The organism is Streptomyces resistomycificus, assembly GCF_001514265.1.
In the GTDB taxonomy this organism is placed as follows: Bacteria; Actinomycetota; Actinomycetes; order Streptomycetales; family Streptomycetaceae; genus Streptomyces; species Streptomyces resistomycificus.
Window position 1 is genome coordinate 604,601 of record NZ_KQ948990.1, and the last position, 16,363, is coordinate 620,963.

11 protein-coding genes are annotated in these 16,363 nt (G+C 71.7%); 1 reads left to right on the plus strand and 10 read right to left on the minus strand.

Annotated features, from left to right (window positions below):
• Positions 1-44 precede the first annotated feature (44 nt).
• From AQJ84_RS12810 to AQJ84_RS12820, 3 genes are all read right to left on the minus strand, one after another.
• On the minus strand, positions 45-4,244 hold the full coding sequence (locus AQJ84_RS12810) for an Rne/Rng family ribonuclease (protein ID WP_053190515.1): 4,200 nt from the start codon (positions 4,242-4,244) through the stop codon (positions 45-47).
• Between the two features lie 247 nt (positions 4,245-4,491).
• Positions 4,492-5,271 carry a TIGR03936 family radical SAM-associated protein gene (locus AQJ84_RS12815; RefSeq protein WP_053190513.1) on the minus strand — a complete coding sequence of 260 codons (780 nt, stop codon included), beginning with the start codon at positions 5,269-5,271 and terminating at the stop codon, positions 4,492-4,494.
• A 48-nt stretch (positions 5,272-5,319) separates the two neighbouring features.
• The gene (locus tag AQJ84_RS12820; RefSeq protein ID WP_059198818.1) at positions 5,320-6,510 is read right to left on the minus strand and encodes a hypothetical protein; all 1,191 of its coding nucleotides are present in this window, start codon (positions 6,508-6,510) and stop codon (positions 5,320-5,322) included.
• A gap of 121 nt (positions 6,511-6,631) precedes the next feature.
• On the opposite strand from AQJ84_RS12820, the gene AQJ84_RS12825 reads away from it, so the two are divergent.
• Complete coding sequence (locus tag AQJ84_RS12825) at positions 6,632-7,216, plus strand: TerD family protein (RefSeq protein WP_030042835.1); 585 nt, start codon at positions 6,632-6,634, stop codon at positions 7,214-7,216.
• A gap of 64 nt (positions 7,217-7,280) precedes the next feature.
• Here the strand turns inward: AQJ84_RS12825 and AQJ84_RS12830 are convergent, their stop codons facing one another.
• The 7 genes from AQJ84_RS12830 to mreD form a co-directional block, all read right to left on the minus strand.
• Positions 7,281-7,700: a hypothetical protein gene (locus tag AQJ84_RS12830; protein ID WP_225889097.1), complete on the minus strand. Its 420-nt coding sequence runs from the start codon at positions 7,698-7,700 to the stop codon at positions 7,281-7,283.
• A 319-nt stretch (positions 7,701-8,019) separates the two neighbouring features.
• Complete coding sequence (locus tag AQJ84_RS12835) at positions 8,020-8,475, minus strand: barstar family protein (RefSeq protein ID WP_030042834.1); 456 nt, start codon at positions 8,473-8,475, stop codon at positions 8,020-8,022.
• A gap of 26 nt (positions 8,476-8,501) precedes the next feature.
• Positions 8,502-10,472 carry a TIGR03960 family B12-binding radical SAM protein gene (locus AQJ84_RS12840; RefSeq protein ID WP_053190509.1) on the minus strand — a complete coding sequence of 657 codons (1,971 nt, stop codon included), beginning with the start codon at positions 10,470-10,472 and terminating at the stop codon, positions 8,502-8,504.
• Between the two features lie 88 nt (positions 10,473-10,560).
• On the minus strand, positions 10,561-12,066 hold the full coding sequence (locus AQJ84_RS12845) for a CYTH and CHAD domain-containing protein (protein ID WP_030042833.1): 1,506 nt from the start codon (positions 12,064-12,066) through the stop codon (positions 10,561-10,563).
• A gap of 51 nt (positions 12,067-12,117) precedes the next feature.
• Positions 12,118-13,317, minus strand: a complete 1,200-nt coding sequence (gene rodA, locus AQJ84_RS12850; RefSeq protein WP_030042832.1) for a rod shape-determining protein RodA — start codon at positions 13,315-13,317, stop codon at positions 12,118-12,120.
• Complete coding sequence (mrdA, locus tag AQJ84_RS12855) at positions 13,314-15,566, minus strand: penicillin-binding protein 2 (protein WP_053190508.1); 2,253 nt, start codon at positions 15,564-15,566, stop codon at positions 13,314-13,316. The genes rodA and mrdA overlap by 4 nt, the downstream gene beginning before the upstream one ends.
• Positions 15,567-15,673: 107 nt before the next feature.
• Positions 15,674-16,351, minus strand: a complete 678-nt coding sequence (mreD, locus tag AQJ84_RS12860) for a rod shape-determining protein MreD (protein ID WP_030042828.1) — start codon at positions 16,349-16,351, stop codon at positions 15,674-15,676.
• Positions 16,352-16,363: the final 12 nt, after the last annotated feature.

Consider the following 16,363-nt stretch of genomic DNA (forward strand, 5'->3'; position numbering starts at 1 on the left):
ACCGGCCGCACCCGCTCGGCGTTCGTCAGCCTGGTCGGCCTTCGTCAGCCTTCGTCGGTGGACGCCGACACCGAGGCGGGCGACTGCTGCTCCGCCGCCGCGGTCTTCTTCGACGTCGTCTTCTTCGCGGCCGTCTTGGCGGTGGTGGTCTTCGCCGCCTTCTTGGCCGTCGCCTTCTTCGCGACCGTCTTCTTGGCCGCGGTCTTCTTGGTGGCGGCCTTCTTCGCCGTGGCCTTCTTGGCCGTCTTGCGAGCGGCCGTCTTCTTGGCCGGAGCGGCCTCCTCGCCCTCGACGGGCGCCTCGGCGGTCTCCTGCGCACCGGCCGGCTCCGCGGCGGCCCGCTCTTCCGCGGCCGGCGCCTCAGCGACCGGCTCCTCCGCGGCCGAGGGGACGACCACGACGGCCGCCTCCTCGGACGCGGTGGGCGCGGTGGCCTTGCGCACGGCACGACGTCGCGGACGGGCCGGGGCGGCGCTCTCGGCGGGCGCCTGCGCCGAAGGCTCCGGCTGCTCCACAGGAGCCACCTCGGCCTGCGGCGCGGCCACCTGCACGGTCTCCGCGACAGTCACCACGGCGGCCTCGGCCCCGGCGGGCGAACCGGCGGGCGCCGACACCTTGCGGGTCGCGCGACGGCGGGTACGGCCCTTGGGCGCGGCCTCCTCGGCGGCGGCGGGCGCCGCGGCCTCGACGACCGGGTCCTCGGCGGCGACGGGCTCGGCCTGCGCGACGGCGGCCTCCTCCGGCTGCACCGGACGCTCGATCTCCTCCTCGGCGGTCACGTGCTGCGCGGTCGGAGCCTCGGCCCCCGCCGGCTCGTCCCGCTTCTCACCGCGCCGGTCGTCCCGGTCCCGCTTCGGCGCGCCGGCCGGAGCCGACGCCCGACGGCTCGCCCGGCGCCGCGAACGGCCCCGGCCGGCCGCGGCCTCCGCCTCGGCGACGCTGCTGTACAGCTCCTCGTCGGGCGTGTACTCGGGCTCGGGCAGCGCGAGCGGCTCGGCGGCCTCGGCAGCCACCTCCGCCTCGCTCTCCTCCACCGTCTCGGGAGCCTCGGCGGCCGCCTCGTGCTCGTGCGTGTGCCCGTCGGTGCCGCGTCCGCGCTTGCGGCGCTTGCCGCCGCCTCCGGCGGAGGTCGGCTGCTCCATGTGGACGATGACGCCCCGGCCGTTGCAGTGGACGCAGGTCTCGGAGAACGACTCCAGCAGGCCCTGGCCGACCCGCTTGCGGGTCATCTGGACCAGCCCCAGCGAGGTGACCTCGGCGACCTGGTGCTTCGTACGGTCGCGGCCCAGGCACTCGAGCAGGCGCCGCAGCACCAGGTCCCGGTTGGACTCCAGCACCATGTCGATGAAGTCGATGACGATGATGCCGCCGAGGTCGCGCAGCCTGAGCTGGCGCACGATCTCCTCGGCCGCCTCCAGGTTGTTCCTGGTGACCGTCTCCTCGAGGTTGCCGCCCTGACCGGTGAACTTGCCGGTGTTGACGTCGACGACGACCATCGCCTCGGTCCGGTCGATCACCAGCGAACCGCCGCTGGGCAGCCAGACCTTGCGATCCAGCGCCTTGGCGAGCTGCTCGTCGATCCGGTACGTGGCGAAGACGTCGACCTCGGAGGTCCACCTGGACAGGCGCTCGGCCAGGTCGGGCGCCACGTGCGAGACGTACCCGTGGATGGTCTCCCACGCGTCGTCACCGCTCACGACGACCTTGGTGAAGTCCTCGTTGAAGATGTCGCGGACGACCCGGACGGTCATGTCCGGCTCGCCGTACAGCAGCGTCGGCGCGTTCGCGCTGCCGCCGTTCCTCGACTTCTTCTGGATGTCCTCCCACTGCCCCTGCAGCCGCTCGACGTCGCGGCGCAGCTCGTCCTCGCTCGCACCCTCGGCGGCGGTGCGCACGATGACGCCCGCGTCCTCGGGGACGATCTTCTTGAGGATGGTCTTCAGCCGGGCCCGCTCGGTGTCGGGCAGCTTGCGGCTGATGCCGGTCATCGAGCCCTCGGGCACGTACACGAGGTAGCGGCCGGGCAGCGACACCTGGCTGGTCAGGCGGGCGCCCTTGTGGCCGATCGGGTCCTTCGTCACCTGGACGAGCACGGACTGCCCGGACTTCAGCGCGCTCTCGATGCGCCGCGGGCCGTTGCCCATGCCCAGCGCCTCGAAGTTGACCTCACCGGCGTACAGCACGGCGTTGCGGCCCTTGCCGATGTCGATGAAGGCGGCCTCCATCGACGGGAGCACGTTCTGCACCTTGCCGAGGTAGACGTTGCCGACGTACGACGTCGACTGCTCCTTGTTGACGTAGTGCTCGACGAGCACGCCGTCCTCCAGGACGCCGATCTGGGTCCGGTCGCCGTACTGGCGCACGACCATCACGCGCTCGACGGCCTCGCGCCGGGCCAGGAACTCGGCCTCGGTGATGATCGGGACACGTCGGCGGCCCTGCTCACGGCCTTCGCGGCGGCGCTGCTTCTTGGCCTCCAGACGGGTCGAGCCCTTGATGGACTGCACCTCGTCGGACGGCTCGGAGGGCTTGCGCGGCTCGCGGACCTTGACGACGGTGCGCTCGGGGTCGCCGTCACCGGGCTCGGCTTCGGTGGACGAGTCACCGGCGCGCCTGCGCCGACGGCGGCGGCGACGGCTGCTGCTGGAACCGGAGCCGCCGGACTCCTCGCGGTCGTCCGCGTCGTCGGAGTCCTCGGAGTCGTCCTCGGCCTGCTCGGCGGTGTCCTCGGAGTCCTGCGCGGCCTGTTCGTCGGCGAGGTCGTCGCCGTCGTTGTCCTGGCCGTCGCCCGACTCGGCGTCGGCGGAGTCGCCGCGGCGGCGGCGACGGCCGCCCCTGCGGCGGCGACGGCGCGAACCGGTCTCCTCGCCGTCGTCGCCCTCGGCGGAGTCGTCGGCCTCGTCGGGCTCCTCCTCCACGGCGGTCTCGGCGGCGGCCTGCGCGGGCTGTACCTCGGTCTCCTGCGCGGGAGCGGAGCCCCGGCGACGACGGCGACGCCGCCCGCCCTGCTCCTCGGAGAACTCCTCGGCGGCGGTCTCCTCGACCACCTGGGCCTCGGGCTCCGGCTCGACCTCGACCTCGGCCGCCGCCGCGGCGGCGGCCCGCTGCGGGGTCTGGAACTGCGGCTCGGTGAAGACGGGTGCCTGGAACACGGCGACGGCGGGCCGCGCCGGGCGGCGCGTGGTCCCGTCGGTCTCGTCGGCGGCGGGCTGCGCGGGCGCGGCGAAGCCGGTGGCGGCCTTGCGGGCGACCCGGCGGCGCCGGCGCGGGGAGGCGTCCTCGGCGGGCACCTCGGCGGCGGCCTGCGGCGCCTCGGTCTCGGCGGCGGGAGCCGCGGGCTCGGGAGTGCTCGTCACCACGGTCTCCTCGGCCGGCTCGGACTCGGCGCTGCCGGCGGGCGCGGTCACCCGGCGGGTGGCACGGCGACGGCCACGACGCGGAGCGGCGTCCTCGGTGGCCTCGTCGGCCGCGGGCTGCTCGGCGGTCACAGCGGCGGTGCCGGTGTCGGTGGAAAGGTCGGGGAGGCCCACCGGCTCGCCGGCGGCCTCGGCCGTCTCGGCGGCCTGGGCGGCCTCGAACGTCCCGGCGGTGTCGTCGGCCTTCGGCGCCCCGGCGGGCGCCGAGCTGCGGCGGGTGGCACGGCGACGCGTCCGCGGGGCGGGTGCGGCCTCTTCCTCCTCGGCAGCCGCGGGCGCGGGGGCCTCGGCGGGCACGGGTGCGGGGGCCTCGGCGGCCTCTTCGGCGGCCGGCGCCGCGGCGGGCGCGGTCACACGACGCGTGGCGCGCCGACGTGTACGAGGCGGGGCGGCGTCCTCGGTCTCGACGGCGGCAGCCGGGCTCGCGTCCGGCTCCGGCGCGGCGGCCTCGTCGGCGGCTGTCACCGGTACGACGGTCTCGGCGGCCTCGGCCGCGGCGGGGGCCCCGGCGGGCGCGGACGCCCGGCGGGTGGCTCGACGCCGGGTCCGCGGGGCGGGCGCGGCCTCTTCGGCCACGGCGCTCTCGGCGGCCACGGCCTCGGTGCCGTCGGCTCCCTCGACGAGCTCTTCCTCGTCGGGAACGAGGTCCTCCGCCTCCGCGGCCGAAACAGCCGGGGCGACGGTCTCCGCGGGCGCCTCGGAGGAGGCGACCGGCGGACCCGCCGGGCGGGAGGCGGCACGGCGCCGACGACGCGGCGGCAGGGTGTCGCTCGGGGTGTTCGCTTCGGGGTCCGTCGAGGACTCTGTGGGTTCGGTCGGTTCGAGCATGCGGGCGTTTCTCCCGTCAGGCTCCCGGGCGCCGCGCCTGGTCCGGCAAGGTTGCCGGTGACGTCCGCGGCTCGCGCGATGCGCGGTGCCGCCGTCCGGGGCGCGGGCGCCGCACGGGAGCTCTCTGTGTCCTGTCTCGCCGGTTCCGTACACCGAATGCGTACGGCCTGGCGAAAGTCTTGTGGTCGGTGCGCTGCCCGACCCAGGTGGCTCCCGAGTCCGAGGGCGGCGCTTACGACGTCCGTCCCTACGCGGAACCTTCCGGCACCGGCGCCGTCGCGGCGGCAGCGGGTGCGGCCGTCGAGAGGGCCGCCGCTGCCTCGCGGTCGGGCGCGAGCGGGTCGGTCACCGTGCCGGTATCCGCATCGAACAGCCCCTGCGCCAGCCTGGTCACCGCTGCGGGGACCGGCGGCGCCAGGTCGGCCACGGCGCGAAGACCGGACAGGACGTCGTCGGGTCGTACGGCAGGCGTCACGTGCCGAACAACCAGCCGCAGTATCGCACAGGGCTGGTCGGTCGGCCTATCAGCCGGTTCACTGTGTGTTTCCAGTCGCACGACCGCGGAGCGGGCATCGAAGGTCCGGATGCCGTTCTTGGCCTTGCGCTGGACCTCCACCACCTCGGCGGCGTCGAAGACCGCGACCGCGCGTTCGGCGTCGGCCGGGTCCACGCCGTCCAGCCTGAGCTCCCAGACGGAAGCCGTGAGCCGGTCGGCGAGCCCGGAGGTCCGGGCCTCGACCGCGTCGACGATGTCGAGGCCGGTGGGCAGCGACTCGTCGAGCAGCAACCTCAGCTTCTCCGGGTCACGCGCCTCGGTGAGGGCGATCTCCAGGTATTCCGCCTCACTGCCCGTGCCGGTGGGTGCGGCATTGGCGTACGACACCTTCGGGTGCGGTGTGAAACCCGCCGAGTACGCCATCGGCACCTCGGCGCGGCGCAACGCACGCTCGAAGGCGCGCTGGAAGTCACGGTGGCTGGTGAACCGGAGGCGGCCGCGCTTGGTGTAGCGCAGTCGGATGCGCTGCACCGCGGGTGCGGGCGGCGGGCCTTCGGGCTGTCGCTTGCCCAGTGTCGTTCAGTCCTTCGTGAGAGCGGTCGTACTTCTACCAAGAGTACGTGTCTCGTGGCCCGGAGGTTCCCGTCGGTCCACCATCTGCGGTTGCCCGCGCTCCCCGAAGATCATGCGCCGGACGTCGGCGCGGGCCTGGCGCGCGGACTCGCGGGCGGCGCGGAGGGCCTGCCGGGTGGCCCGCCCCACACTGCGCGCGGCCTCGGCGACGGGCCGCAGGACCAGGTCCCGTACGGCATGCCCGACCGGTGTCAGAACGGTCTGGTACACCCAGCGCACGGGCTCCACGAAGATCCACCGGAAGAGGGTGGCGAGGAACCGCCCGACGGCGAGCGAGATGTGCCCGGCGATCCGCCAGGCGTGCCCGAGGGCCTCCCCGATCTCCCGTGCGACGACGGCGAGGAACCGGCCGAGGGGTGCGAGGACCCAGCGCCACAGGGCGAGCGCGGGCAGCACGAGCAGGACGCGGGTGGTCCAGTACAGGGCCATGCCGATCCCGGTGACGATCATGGCGATGCACCAGGCGACTCCCCTGACACACCAGGCGATCGCCCGCCCGATCGGCGTGAGGACCCACTCGTACACCCACATCGCGGGTACGACGAGGAGATACCGCGCCAGCCAGGCGAGGCAGGTGTAGATCCCGACCCCGAGGGCGGCGAGACCGGCCCCGAGCCCTCGCAGCAGCCACACCACGCCGTGCCCGATCGGCGTCAGCACGCGCGCGTACACCCAGGCCGCCCCCGCCCCGAGCCCCCGCAGCAGCCACACCACTCCGTGCCCGATCGGCGTCAGCACGCGCGCGTACACCCAGGCCGCCCCCGCCCCGAGCCCCCGCACGAGCCAGACGAGGCCGTGGCCGAGGGGCGTCAGCACATACCGGTACAGCCAGCCGAGCGGCACGACGACGAGCACGGTGGCGAGCCACCCGAGCCCCTTTCCGAGCGGCACCAGGACGTAACGCCACAGCCCCACGAACGGCCAGACGAACACGGCCCGCCCGACCCACAGCAGCGCACGTCCGAGCGGTCGCAAAACCGCGTCGTTCAGGAACCGGCCCACCACCACGAGCGCGTCCCACACCATGCGCACCGGCACGACCAGCACGAGCACCACGATCCGCACCGGAATGCGGATCGCGACGACCAGGCACCCCTCGGGCTGCTGCGGCCGCGCCGACGCCTTCTCCAGATCCATACCGACGTAGACGCCGCAACGGCCTGTACGGATCCAGTAACGCGCATATCCGCCGGCCGCCCGCCCACCCCGGAAGCCGTGCGGCTTTCGCGCTCCCGCCCCGGCAGAGGATGATCCAGCCATGATTACGCTCACGAAGGAAGACGGTCCCGCGGATCTGGACGGGGTGACCCATCTGTCCATAGGGGTGTCCTGGGACCCCACCGCCGGCAGCAGCGGCGGAGTCATGGGCATGCTCCGCCGCAAGTCCGGCACCGACCTCGACCTGATCGCCATCGCCATGCACGACGCGGACCCGGTCCGGATGGCCGGCCTCGACTCCCTCGACCCCATCGGCAACGGCTCCCTGCTGCACAGCGGCGACAACCAGACCGGGCACGGGGACGGCGACGACGAGACGGTCACCGTCGAGTTCGCGAAGGTCCCGCCGCACATCACCTCGATCGTGTTCGTCGCCGCCGCCTACAAGAAGGGCAGTTCCTTCCAGAAGGCGCGCAACATCAGCTTCAAGGTGTACGACGCGAGCGGCGGCAGCTCCCAGCAGGTCGCCGACATCTGGCCCAGCATGCTCACCACCGACAACGGCTGCGCCGTCGCCAAGGCCGTCCGGTCCGGCAACGGCTGGAAGCTCGAGGTCATCAACGTGACGGGGAAGATCAAGCAGGGCGACCAACTCGCCCTGATGCGCTTCGCGGCCAGCAAGTAGCCGCCGGCACGGGGCGCACGGCTGCGGCTACCACGAACGGCAGCCGCAGCCGGCTGCGGAGGTGTCAGTAGCCGGCGGTGCGGTTGAAGCTGGTGATGTTGAGTTCGATGCCCGTCGCGCTCTTGAGCGTCGTGGGGTACTCGCCCCGGGCGGTCTGGCCGGGCTGCACGTCGGTCTCCAGTTGCGTTCCGTTCTCCAGACGGGTGCCGTCGGCGTCGACCGCCTCCCAGTCCCATGAGTAGTCGGACTTCTCGCTGCTGCTGTTCTTGATCGTCCAGGCGATCCAGATGTCGGTGAGACCGGCTGCCGAGCGGTCGTCCAGCCGGAAGCTGACGAGGTCCGCTCGTTCGCTGTTGCCCTGGGGTTCCTGTTCCGCCTCCTGCGTCGTGCTCCCCGCGGTGGTCTCGCTGGGCGCAGGTGTGGTGCTCTCGTCGCTGTCCCCCTGCGCGATCACCAGCACGGCCACGACGATGACGACCACCACGGCCAAGGCGCCCGCGCATCCCCAGAGACAGCCACGCCCACGGCGTTGCCTCTGCGGTGGCTCAGGAGGAGACGACCACTGTCCGGGAGGGGGAGCATCTCCCCGGTTCCCCCACTGCGGACCACTCGCCGGAGGTCCGCCCGCCGGCGGTTCGCTCACTGGCATGTCCACCTCCTACGTAGCGAATATCGCCACGCTAAGAAGCGGGAAGTGCCACCGCGAGCTGAGAGCGCCACTCAGGCGACAGCCTCCGTACGACGCTCTCGCCCTGGGCTGCCGACGCCTGACTCAGGAGCTCTTCCCGTCCCGAGGGCCGGCCTCACGACTCGGTGGTCCAGTCCCCCACGTAGAAGAGCTCCAACTGCCCGTACGGGTCGTCGAGGTCGGACATCTCGCGGGCGAAGGAGTGCAGCAGCGCCACGGATCTCACGAACCCGTGCACGTCCGCGCGCAGGAAGGAGGAAGCCGAGGTGAAGACGACCGCGATCTGCCAAGGGCGCTCCGCGCCACGTTCCTGGAGCAGGTCCCGCAACGCATCCCAGTTGTCCTCGTACTCCTCGGGCTTGGCCAGCGCCTGGGCCAACCCGGCCTGCAGGCCCCCCTCCTCCCGCACGCCCGCCAGGTCGATCTCCAGGACGGAGAGACGGGACCCCTTCAGCACCTCCACCAGAGCGTCCCGCCGGTCCTCGCCGACGAAATAGGGATCGAGCGGCAGCCAGGGCAGCAGCTCCTCCACGTCCACCCACGCGTCGATGAACTCGTCCTCGGCACTCATCGAACCGCCCCCCCTTCGACCCGACCTCAGTGCGAGTGACCGCTCGAAGCGGGCGCCGGCGCCGCGTTCTTGACCGTCAGCGGCAGCAGCTTCTTGCCCGTCGGGCCGATCTGGATGGACGTGTCCATCTGGGGGCACACCCCGCAGTCGAAGCACGGCGTCCAGCGGCAGTCCTCGACCTCTGTCTCGTCGAGGGCGTCCTGCCAGTCCTCCCAGAGCCAGTCCTTGTCGAGGCCGGAGTCGAGGTGGTCCCAGGGGAGGACCTCCTCGTAGGTGCGCTCGCGGGTCGTGTACCAGTCGACGTCGACGCCGAAGGGGGCCAGGGCCTTGTCGGCGCTCTGCATCCAGCGGTCGTAGGAGAAGTGCTCGCGCCAGCCGTCGAAGCGGCCGCCGTCCTCGTAGACGGCGCGGATGACCGCGCCGATGCGGCGGTCGCCGCGGGAGAGGAGGCCCTCGACGATGCCGGGCTTGCCGTCGTGGTAGCGGAAGCCGATGGAACGGCCGTACTTCTTGTCGCCGCGGATCTTGTCGCGGAGCTTCTGGAGACGGGAGTCCGTCTCCTCGGCGGAGAGCTGCGGGGCCCACTGGAAGGGGGTGTGGGGCTTGGGGACGAAGCCGCCGATGGACACCGTGCAGCGGATGTCGTTGGCGCCGGAGACCTCGCGGCCCTTCTGGATGACGCTCATCGCCATGTCGGCGATCTGGAGGACGTCGTCGTCGGTCTCGGTCGGCAGGCCGCACATGAAGTACAGCTTCACCTGACGCCAGCCGTTGCCGTACGCCGTCGCCACCGTCCGGATGAGGTCCTCCTCGGACACCATCTTGTTGATGACCTTGCGCATGCGCTCCGAACCGCCCTCGGGGGCGAAGGTGAGACCGGAGCGGCGGCCGTTGCGGGTCAGCTCGTTCGCCAGGTCCACGTTGAACGCGTCCACGCGGGTCGACGGGAGCGACAGGCCGATCTTGTCCTCCTCGTACCGGTCCGCCAGACCCTTCGCGATGTCACCGATCTCGGTGTGGTCCGCCGACGACAGGGAGAGCAGGCCGACCTCCTCGAAGCCGGTCGCCTTGAGGCCCTTCTCCACCATGTCGCCGATGCCGGTGATGGAGCGTTCCCGGACCGGGCGGGTGATCATGCCCGCCTGGCAGAAGCGGCAGCCGCGGGTGCAGCCGCGGAAGATCTCGACCGACATGCGCTCGTGGACCGTCTCGGCGAGCGGGACCAGGGGCTGCTTGGGGTAGGGCCACTCGTCCAGGTCCATGACCGTGTGCTTGGAGACACGCCACGGGACCCCCGACCTGTTGGGGACCACGCGGGCGATACGGCCGTCGGGGAGGTACTCGACGTCGTAGAACGCCGGGATGTACACCGAGCCGGTCTTCGCCAGCCGGAGGAGGACCTCCTCGCGGCCGCCGGGACGGCCCTCCGCCTTCCACTCGCGGATGATCCGCGTCATGTCGAGGACGGCCTGCTCGCCGTCGCCGATGATCGCCGCGTCGATGAAGTCGGCGATCGGCTCGGGGTTGAAGGCCGCGTGGCCGCCCGCCAGGACGATCGGGTCGTCGAGGCCGCGGTCCCTGGACTCCAGCGGGATGCCGGCGAGGTCCAGCGCCGTCAGCATGTTCGTGTAGCCGAGCTCGGTGGAGAAGCTCAGGCCGAACACGTCGAACGCCCGGACCGGCCGGTGGCTGTCCACCGTGAACTGCGGGACCCGGTGCTCCCGCATCAGCGCCTCGAGGTCCGGCCACACGCTGTAGGTGCGCTCGGCGAGGACGCCCTGCTGTTCGTTCAGCACCTCGTAGAGGATCATGACGCCCTGGTTGGGCAGCCCGACCTCGTAGGCGTCCGGGTACATCAGCGCCCAGCGGACGTCGCACGACTCCCACGGCTTGACGGTGGAGTTGAGCTCACCGCCGACGTACTGGATCGGCTTCTGCACATGCGGGAGCAGAGCTTCGAGCTGCGGGAAGACCGACGCAGCGACTTCGGCAGGCATGTCGCGAACCTTCGTGAGCGGGACTGTACTGACAGGGGTGACCATCTAGCGTAACGCGGCCGCGAGCACCCCCCGCACGCCCGCGGGTTCAGAGGCCCGCCACCGCGTCCCTGATCCCGTCCCAGAACCCGGGCAGCTCGGCCTCCACGGCTGCCGCGCGCTGTTCCTCCCGCCCGTAGAGCAGCCCGTACGTGAAGGCGCTCTCCCCCGCCGCGTGGGCGACCGCGGACAGCTCACGAAGGGCGCGGCGGGACATCACGCTGTCCTGGTGCTCGCCGAGCAGGTTCTGCAGCGCCTTCATGGACTTGACCAGGTCCTTGGCCGGCCTGCCCAGGACCGGGCGCGCCGCCTCCGCCGCGTAGCGGGTGCGCTTGGCCTTCTTGCGGGCCTCGTGGGCGGCGACGTCCCGGTCGGTGCCGGGCGGCAGCTCGACCGCGTCCTCCACGAGGGCGGCGACCTTGCCGAAGTCCTTCTTCACGGCCTTGGCGATCACCTTGCCGGGCTTCTTCCCGGCCGCCTTCAGCAGCGGCGGGTCGGCGACGAGCGCGTCCAGCGCGTCGAGCAGGTCGAGGTAGCGCCGGGAGTCGAGGACGCCGATCAGACGGCCGCGGGCCCCGCCGTGCCTGGCGCTCGCCCACAGGTGCAGCCGCTCGGCGACCGGGCCCGACACCAGTGGGCGCGGCACCTCGTCGAGGGCCGTCGTCAGGCGTTCGGTCAGCACCTCGTGGTCGCGGTCCACGCCGAGCTCACCGGCGAGCCACCTCAACTCCTCCCCGATCGGGTCGGTGACGGCCCGGTCGAGGATTCCGCCGAACGACTTGAAGGTGCTGCGCAGCCGGCGGGTGGCGACCCGCATGCTGTGCACGGAGTCCTCGGCGTCCTGGCGTACGGCCGGGTCGAGCTCGACGATCGCGTCCCGCTGGGTGCGGACGTAGGCGAGCACGTGGTCGCCGGCGGTGACGGGGTCCTTGGCCGGGCCGGACCTGCGCTTCTTTTTCGGCGCGGTCTCCGCGAGGGCACGGGCCAGCTTCGACGACGACTTCGACGGCCGTACGCCCGCCTTGCGCAGCCGCTTGTCCACCTTGTCGAGGAAGGCCGGGTCGCCGCCGTCGGCGAGCTCCACCTCGATCTCGGTCCACTGGGCGTCGCCGTCCCCGCCGGACAGCCGCTCGGCGTGGACGGCGTCCACGCTGACCTCGGCGAGCAGCCGTCCCTCGGAGTCGAGGAGGTCGCGCACGTCGCGGGCGGAGCGCAGCCGGACGACGGGCCGCAGTGGGGCGTTGCGGACCCGGGAGCGGACCAGCCCGGCGAGGTCGTCCGGGAGGGTGTCCGAGAGCGGGGCCCTGACCTCGTCGCGGACGCCCTCGGAGACGGGGAACTTCAGGTGCCAGCCCGCGTCGGAGCCGCCGGTGCGGCGCCGCAGGGTGATCGAGGACGTTGCGAGGCGTTCGTCGGCGGTGTCGTAGTAGGTGGCGTCGAGTTCCGCGACGCCCTTGTCCAGGACGGTGTCGACCCCGGCGACGCCGGTCAGGTCCGGCAGCCCGCTGTCGTCGGATTCGTACTTCCGCTCGATCTCACGCTTGGTGTCCGCCATGAACCGAATCTAGTCGGCGGACGGGAGATTCGGCAGGGGGCGCTACTCCCATCAGGCCGACATGGGCCGCTGCACCCGGATCGACTGCAGCAGTCCCACCGCCACCCAGACCGCGAACATCGACGAACCTCCGTACGACACGAACGGCAGCGGCAGACCCGTCACCGGCATGATGCCGAGGGTCATGCCGATGTTCTCGAAGGCCTGGAAGGCGAACCAGGCCACGATCCCGGCGGCGACGATCGTGCCGTAGAGCTCGGTGGTCTCGCGGGCGATGCGACAGGCGCGCCACAGCACCACCCCGAGCAGGACGATGATCAGGCCGCCGCCGACGAAGCCCAGCTCCTCGCCGGCGACCGTGAACACGAAGTCGGTCTGCTGCTCGGGTACGAACTGGCCGGTGGTCTGCGAGCCGTGGAAGAGGCCCGAACCGGTGAGGCCGCCGGATCCGATGGCGATGCGGGCCTGGTTGGTGTTGTAGCCGACGCCGGCGGGATCGAGGCTCGGGTTGGCGAAGGCGGCGAAGCGGGCGATCTGGTAGTCGTCCAGGATGTGCAGCTGCCAGACGGCGATCGCGCCGGCCGCGCCCGCGCCCAGCAGTCCGAACACCCACCGGTTGGAGGCGCCGGAGGCGAGCAGCACACCCAGCACGATGATGACCATGACCATGACCGACCCGAGGTCGGGCATCAGCATCACGATCAGCATCGGTACGGCGGCGAGCCCGAGGGCCTGGAGCACGGTCCGGTGGTCCGGGTGGGGTTTGTCGCCCGCGTCGACCCGGGCCGCGAGCAGCATCGCCATGCCCAGGATGATCGTGATCTTCACGAACTCGGACGGCTGCAGCGAGAAGCCGCCGCCGATCACGATCCAGGAGTGCGCGCCGTTGACGGTCGAGCCGAGCGGGGTGAGCACCATCAGGATCAGGAACACCGAGGCGCCGTAGAGGATCGGTACGGCCGTGCGCAGGGTGCGGTGGCCGAGCCAGACGGTGCCGAGCATCAGGGCGAACCCGATGCCGGTGTTCATGATGTGCCGGATCAGGAAGTAGTACGGGTCGCCCTGGTTGATCTCGGTGCGGTTGCGGGTCGCCGAGAAGACCAGGAGCGAGCCGATGCCGGACAGCGCCAGCGCCGCCAGCAGTATCGGCCAGTCGAGGCGGCGGGCCAGCGAGTCACGGGCGAACAGACGGGCCCAGCCCGCGCGCTGGGGCCCGTACCCGGAGACCTGGAAGGTGTTGGCGCCGGTCATGCGAGCATCCTCCGGCTTCCCCTGCGGCGCGGCCGGCGCCGGGTGTTGCGGTTGCCGGTGGCCGGCGTGTTCACGGTCGCCGCCTGCTGGACGCCGCCCTCCTCGGCGGCGCCCTCCTGGTTGGCCCGCTGCTCCTTGGCCGGGTCCTTCGCGACCTTCGGGGACTTGATGGTCCCGTCCGTGCGGACCTTGGGCAGGCCCTTCTGCGGGGTGGGCAGCAGCGCGTTCTTCGGGTTGACGGCGCCGTCGTCGGAGACGCCGTACAGCGCGTCGTAGATGTTGCGCACGGCCGGACCGGAGGCGCCGGAACCCGTACCACCCTGGGAGATCGTCATCACGACCGAGTAGTCCTTGGTGTACGTGGCGAACCACGACGTCGTCTGCTTGCCGTAGACCTCGGCGGTACCGGTCTTGGCGTGCATCGGGATCTTGTCCTGCGGCCAGCCGACGTCGGCGAACCGCCAGGCCGCGGTACCGCGGGTGGCGACGCCCTCCAGGGCCTCGTCCATCTCGGCCAGCGTCTTCTTGCTTATCGGCAGCTTGCCGTGCGACTTGGGCTTGATCTCCGTGACCGTCTTGCCGTCGGGACTGAGGATCGCCTTGCCGACTGTCGGGTCGTACAGGGTGCCGCCGTTGGCGATCGCCGAGTAGATCGTGGCCATCTGGATGGGGGTGACGAGGGTGTCGCCCTGGCCGATGGAGTAGTTGATGGAGTCACCCGCGCGCAGCCGGTTGCCTTCGAGGCAGTTCTCGTAGGCGATCTTCTCGGCGTAGCTGCCGTCCTTCTTGCCGGTCCGGCACCAGACGTCCTTGTTGGCCTTCCAGTAGTCGAGCTTCCACTGGCGGTCGGGGATGCGGCCGGTGACCTCGTTGGGCAGGTCGATGCCGGTCTCGGCGCCGAGGCCGAACTGGTGGGCGGTCTTGTAGAACCAGTCGTTGGCGTTCTTCTTCGGCTTGGTGCCGCCGTCGCGCTTCCACTCCTCGTGGGAGAGCCGGTAGAAGACGGTGTCGCAGGAGACCTCCAGGGCGCGGCCGAGGCTGATCGGGCCGTACCCCTTGGACTCGAAGTTCTTGAAGACCTGGCCGCCCAGCGAGTAGGAGCTGGAGCACTCGTAGGGGCCGTCGAAGGAGTAACCGGCGTTGACCGCGGCGGCCGTCGGGACCACCTTGAAGATGGAGCCGGGCGCCGACTGGCCCTGGATCGCGCGGTTGAGCAGCGGGTAGTTGGAGTTCTTGCCGGTGAGCCTGGTGTAGTCCTTGGCGGAGATGCCGCCGACCCAGGCGTTCGGGTCGTACGTCGGGTTGGACGCCATGGCGACCACGCGGCCGGTCTTGTTCTCCATGACCACGACCGCGCCCGAGTCGGCCTTGTACTGCTCGTTGGTGTTGCGGTCCCACTCCAGGCGGGCCTTCTTCATCGCGTCGTTCAGCTCGTACTCGGCGACCCGCTGGACACGGGCGTCGATGCTGGTGACGAGGTTGGAGCCGGCCTGGGCGGGGTCTGCCTCCGCCTCGCCGATGACACGGCCGAGGTTGTCGACCTCGTAGCGGGTGACGCCGGCCTTGCCGCGCAGCTCCTTGTCGTACTCGCGCTCCAGGCCGCTGCGGCCGACCTGGTCGGAGCGCAGGTAGGGCGAGTCGGTGTCCTGGGCCTTGGTGATCTCCTCGTCGGTGACCGGCGAGAGGTAGCCGAGGACCTGGGCGGTGTTGGACTTGCCGGGGGCGGCGTAACGGCGCACGGCCTCGGGCTCGGCGGTGATGCCGGGGAAGTCCTCGGCGCGCTCGCGGATCTGCAGGGCCTGCTTGGCGGTCGCCTCGTCGGTGATGGGGATCGGCTGGTAGGGCGAGCCGTTCCAGCAGGGCTGCGGCGTCTTGGAGTCGCACAGCCGGACCTTCTCCATGACCTCCCGGGGCTTCATGCCCAGCACGCCGGCCAGCTTGGCGAGGACGGCCTTGCCGTCGTCCTTCATCTTCAGCAGGTCGGTGCGGGAGGCGGAGACCACCAGCCGGGTCTCGTTGTCGGCCAGGGGCACCCCGCGCGCGTCCAGGATCGAACCGCGTACGGCGGGCTCGACGACCTGCTGGACGTGGTTGCCGGAGGCCTCCTTGGCGTATTCGTCGCCCTCGCGGATCTGGAGGTACCACAGGCGTCCGCCGAGGGTGCCGAGCAGGGAGAGGACGAGGATCTGGATGACGACGAGCCGGATCTGGACCCGTGGGGTCCGGCCGGTCTCGGGGATGTTGGTCACTGCGGCTGCCTCCCCCTCTCAGTGCGTGGACGAGCCGTGTGTGTATGTGTCATATCCGACGGACCTGTGAAACCCGGCATCCGGTACGGCCGTCAACTCCCGCGCGGTCACAGCCGCTTGACCCCCTTGATGCGGCCCACGCGCGCGGTACGGGTCCGGGCCTTCGTCTTCAGGGCGCCGAGGCCGCCCCGCTGGCCGCCGATCTTGAGGCCGGTGCCCGAGGAGAGCCAGCCGGAGGAGATGTCGGTCGCCTTGGCGGTGGAGTTGGTGTCCGCGAGGGGGTCGTTCTCCGCGCGCCGGGCCAGCGCCATGATGCCGGGGACGACGAACGGGGCGAGCAGCAGGTCGTACAGCGCGGCCGTGAACAGCAGGCTGGGCAGGCCGACATGGCGGGCGGCGGTGTCGCCGACGAGGGCGCCGACCCCGGCGTACAGCAGGGTGCTGCCGACGGCGGCGGCGGCCACGACGACCATGGGGCCGGTGGCCGACTTCAGCCGGCCGTTCTCCGGTTTCGCCAGGCCCGCGAGGTAGCCGATGACGCACAGCACGAGGGCGTAGCGGCCGGCCGCGTGGTCGGCGGGCGGGGCGAGGTCGGCGAGCAGACCGGCGCCGAACCCGACGAGGGCGCCGCCGACATGGCCGTACACCAGGGCGAGGCCCAGGACGGTGAGGAGCAGGAGGTCGGGGACGGCGCCCGGCAGGTGCAGACGGGCCAGGACGCTCACCTGGAGGACCAGGGCGACGACGACCAGCGAGGTGGACAGCAGGATCCTGTTGACGCGCATGGGCTGAAGCTC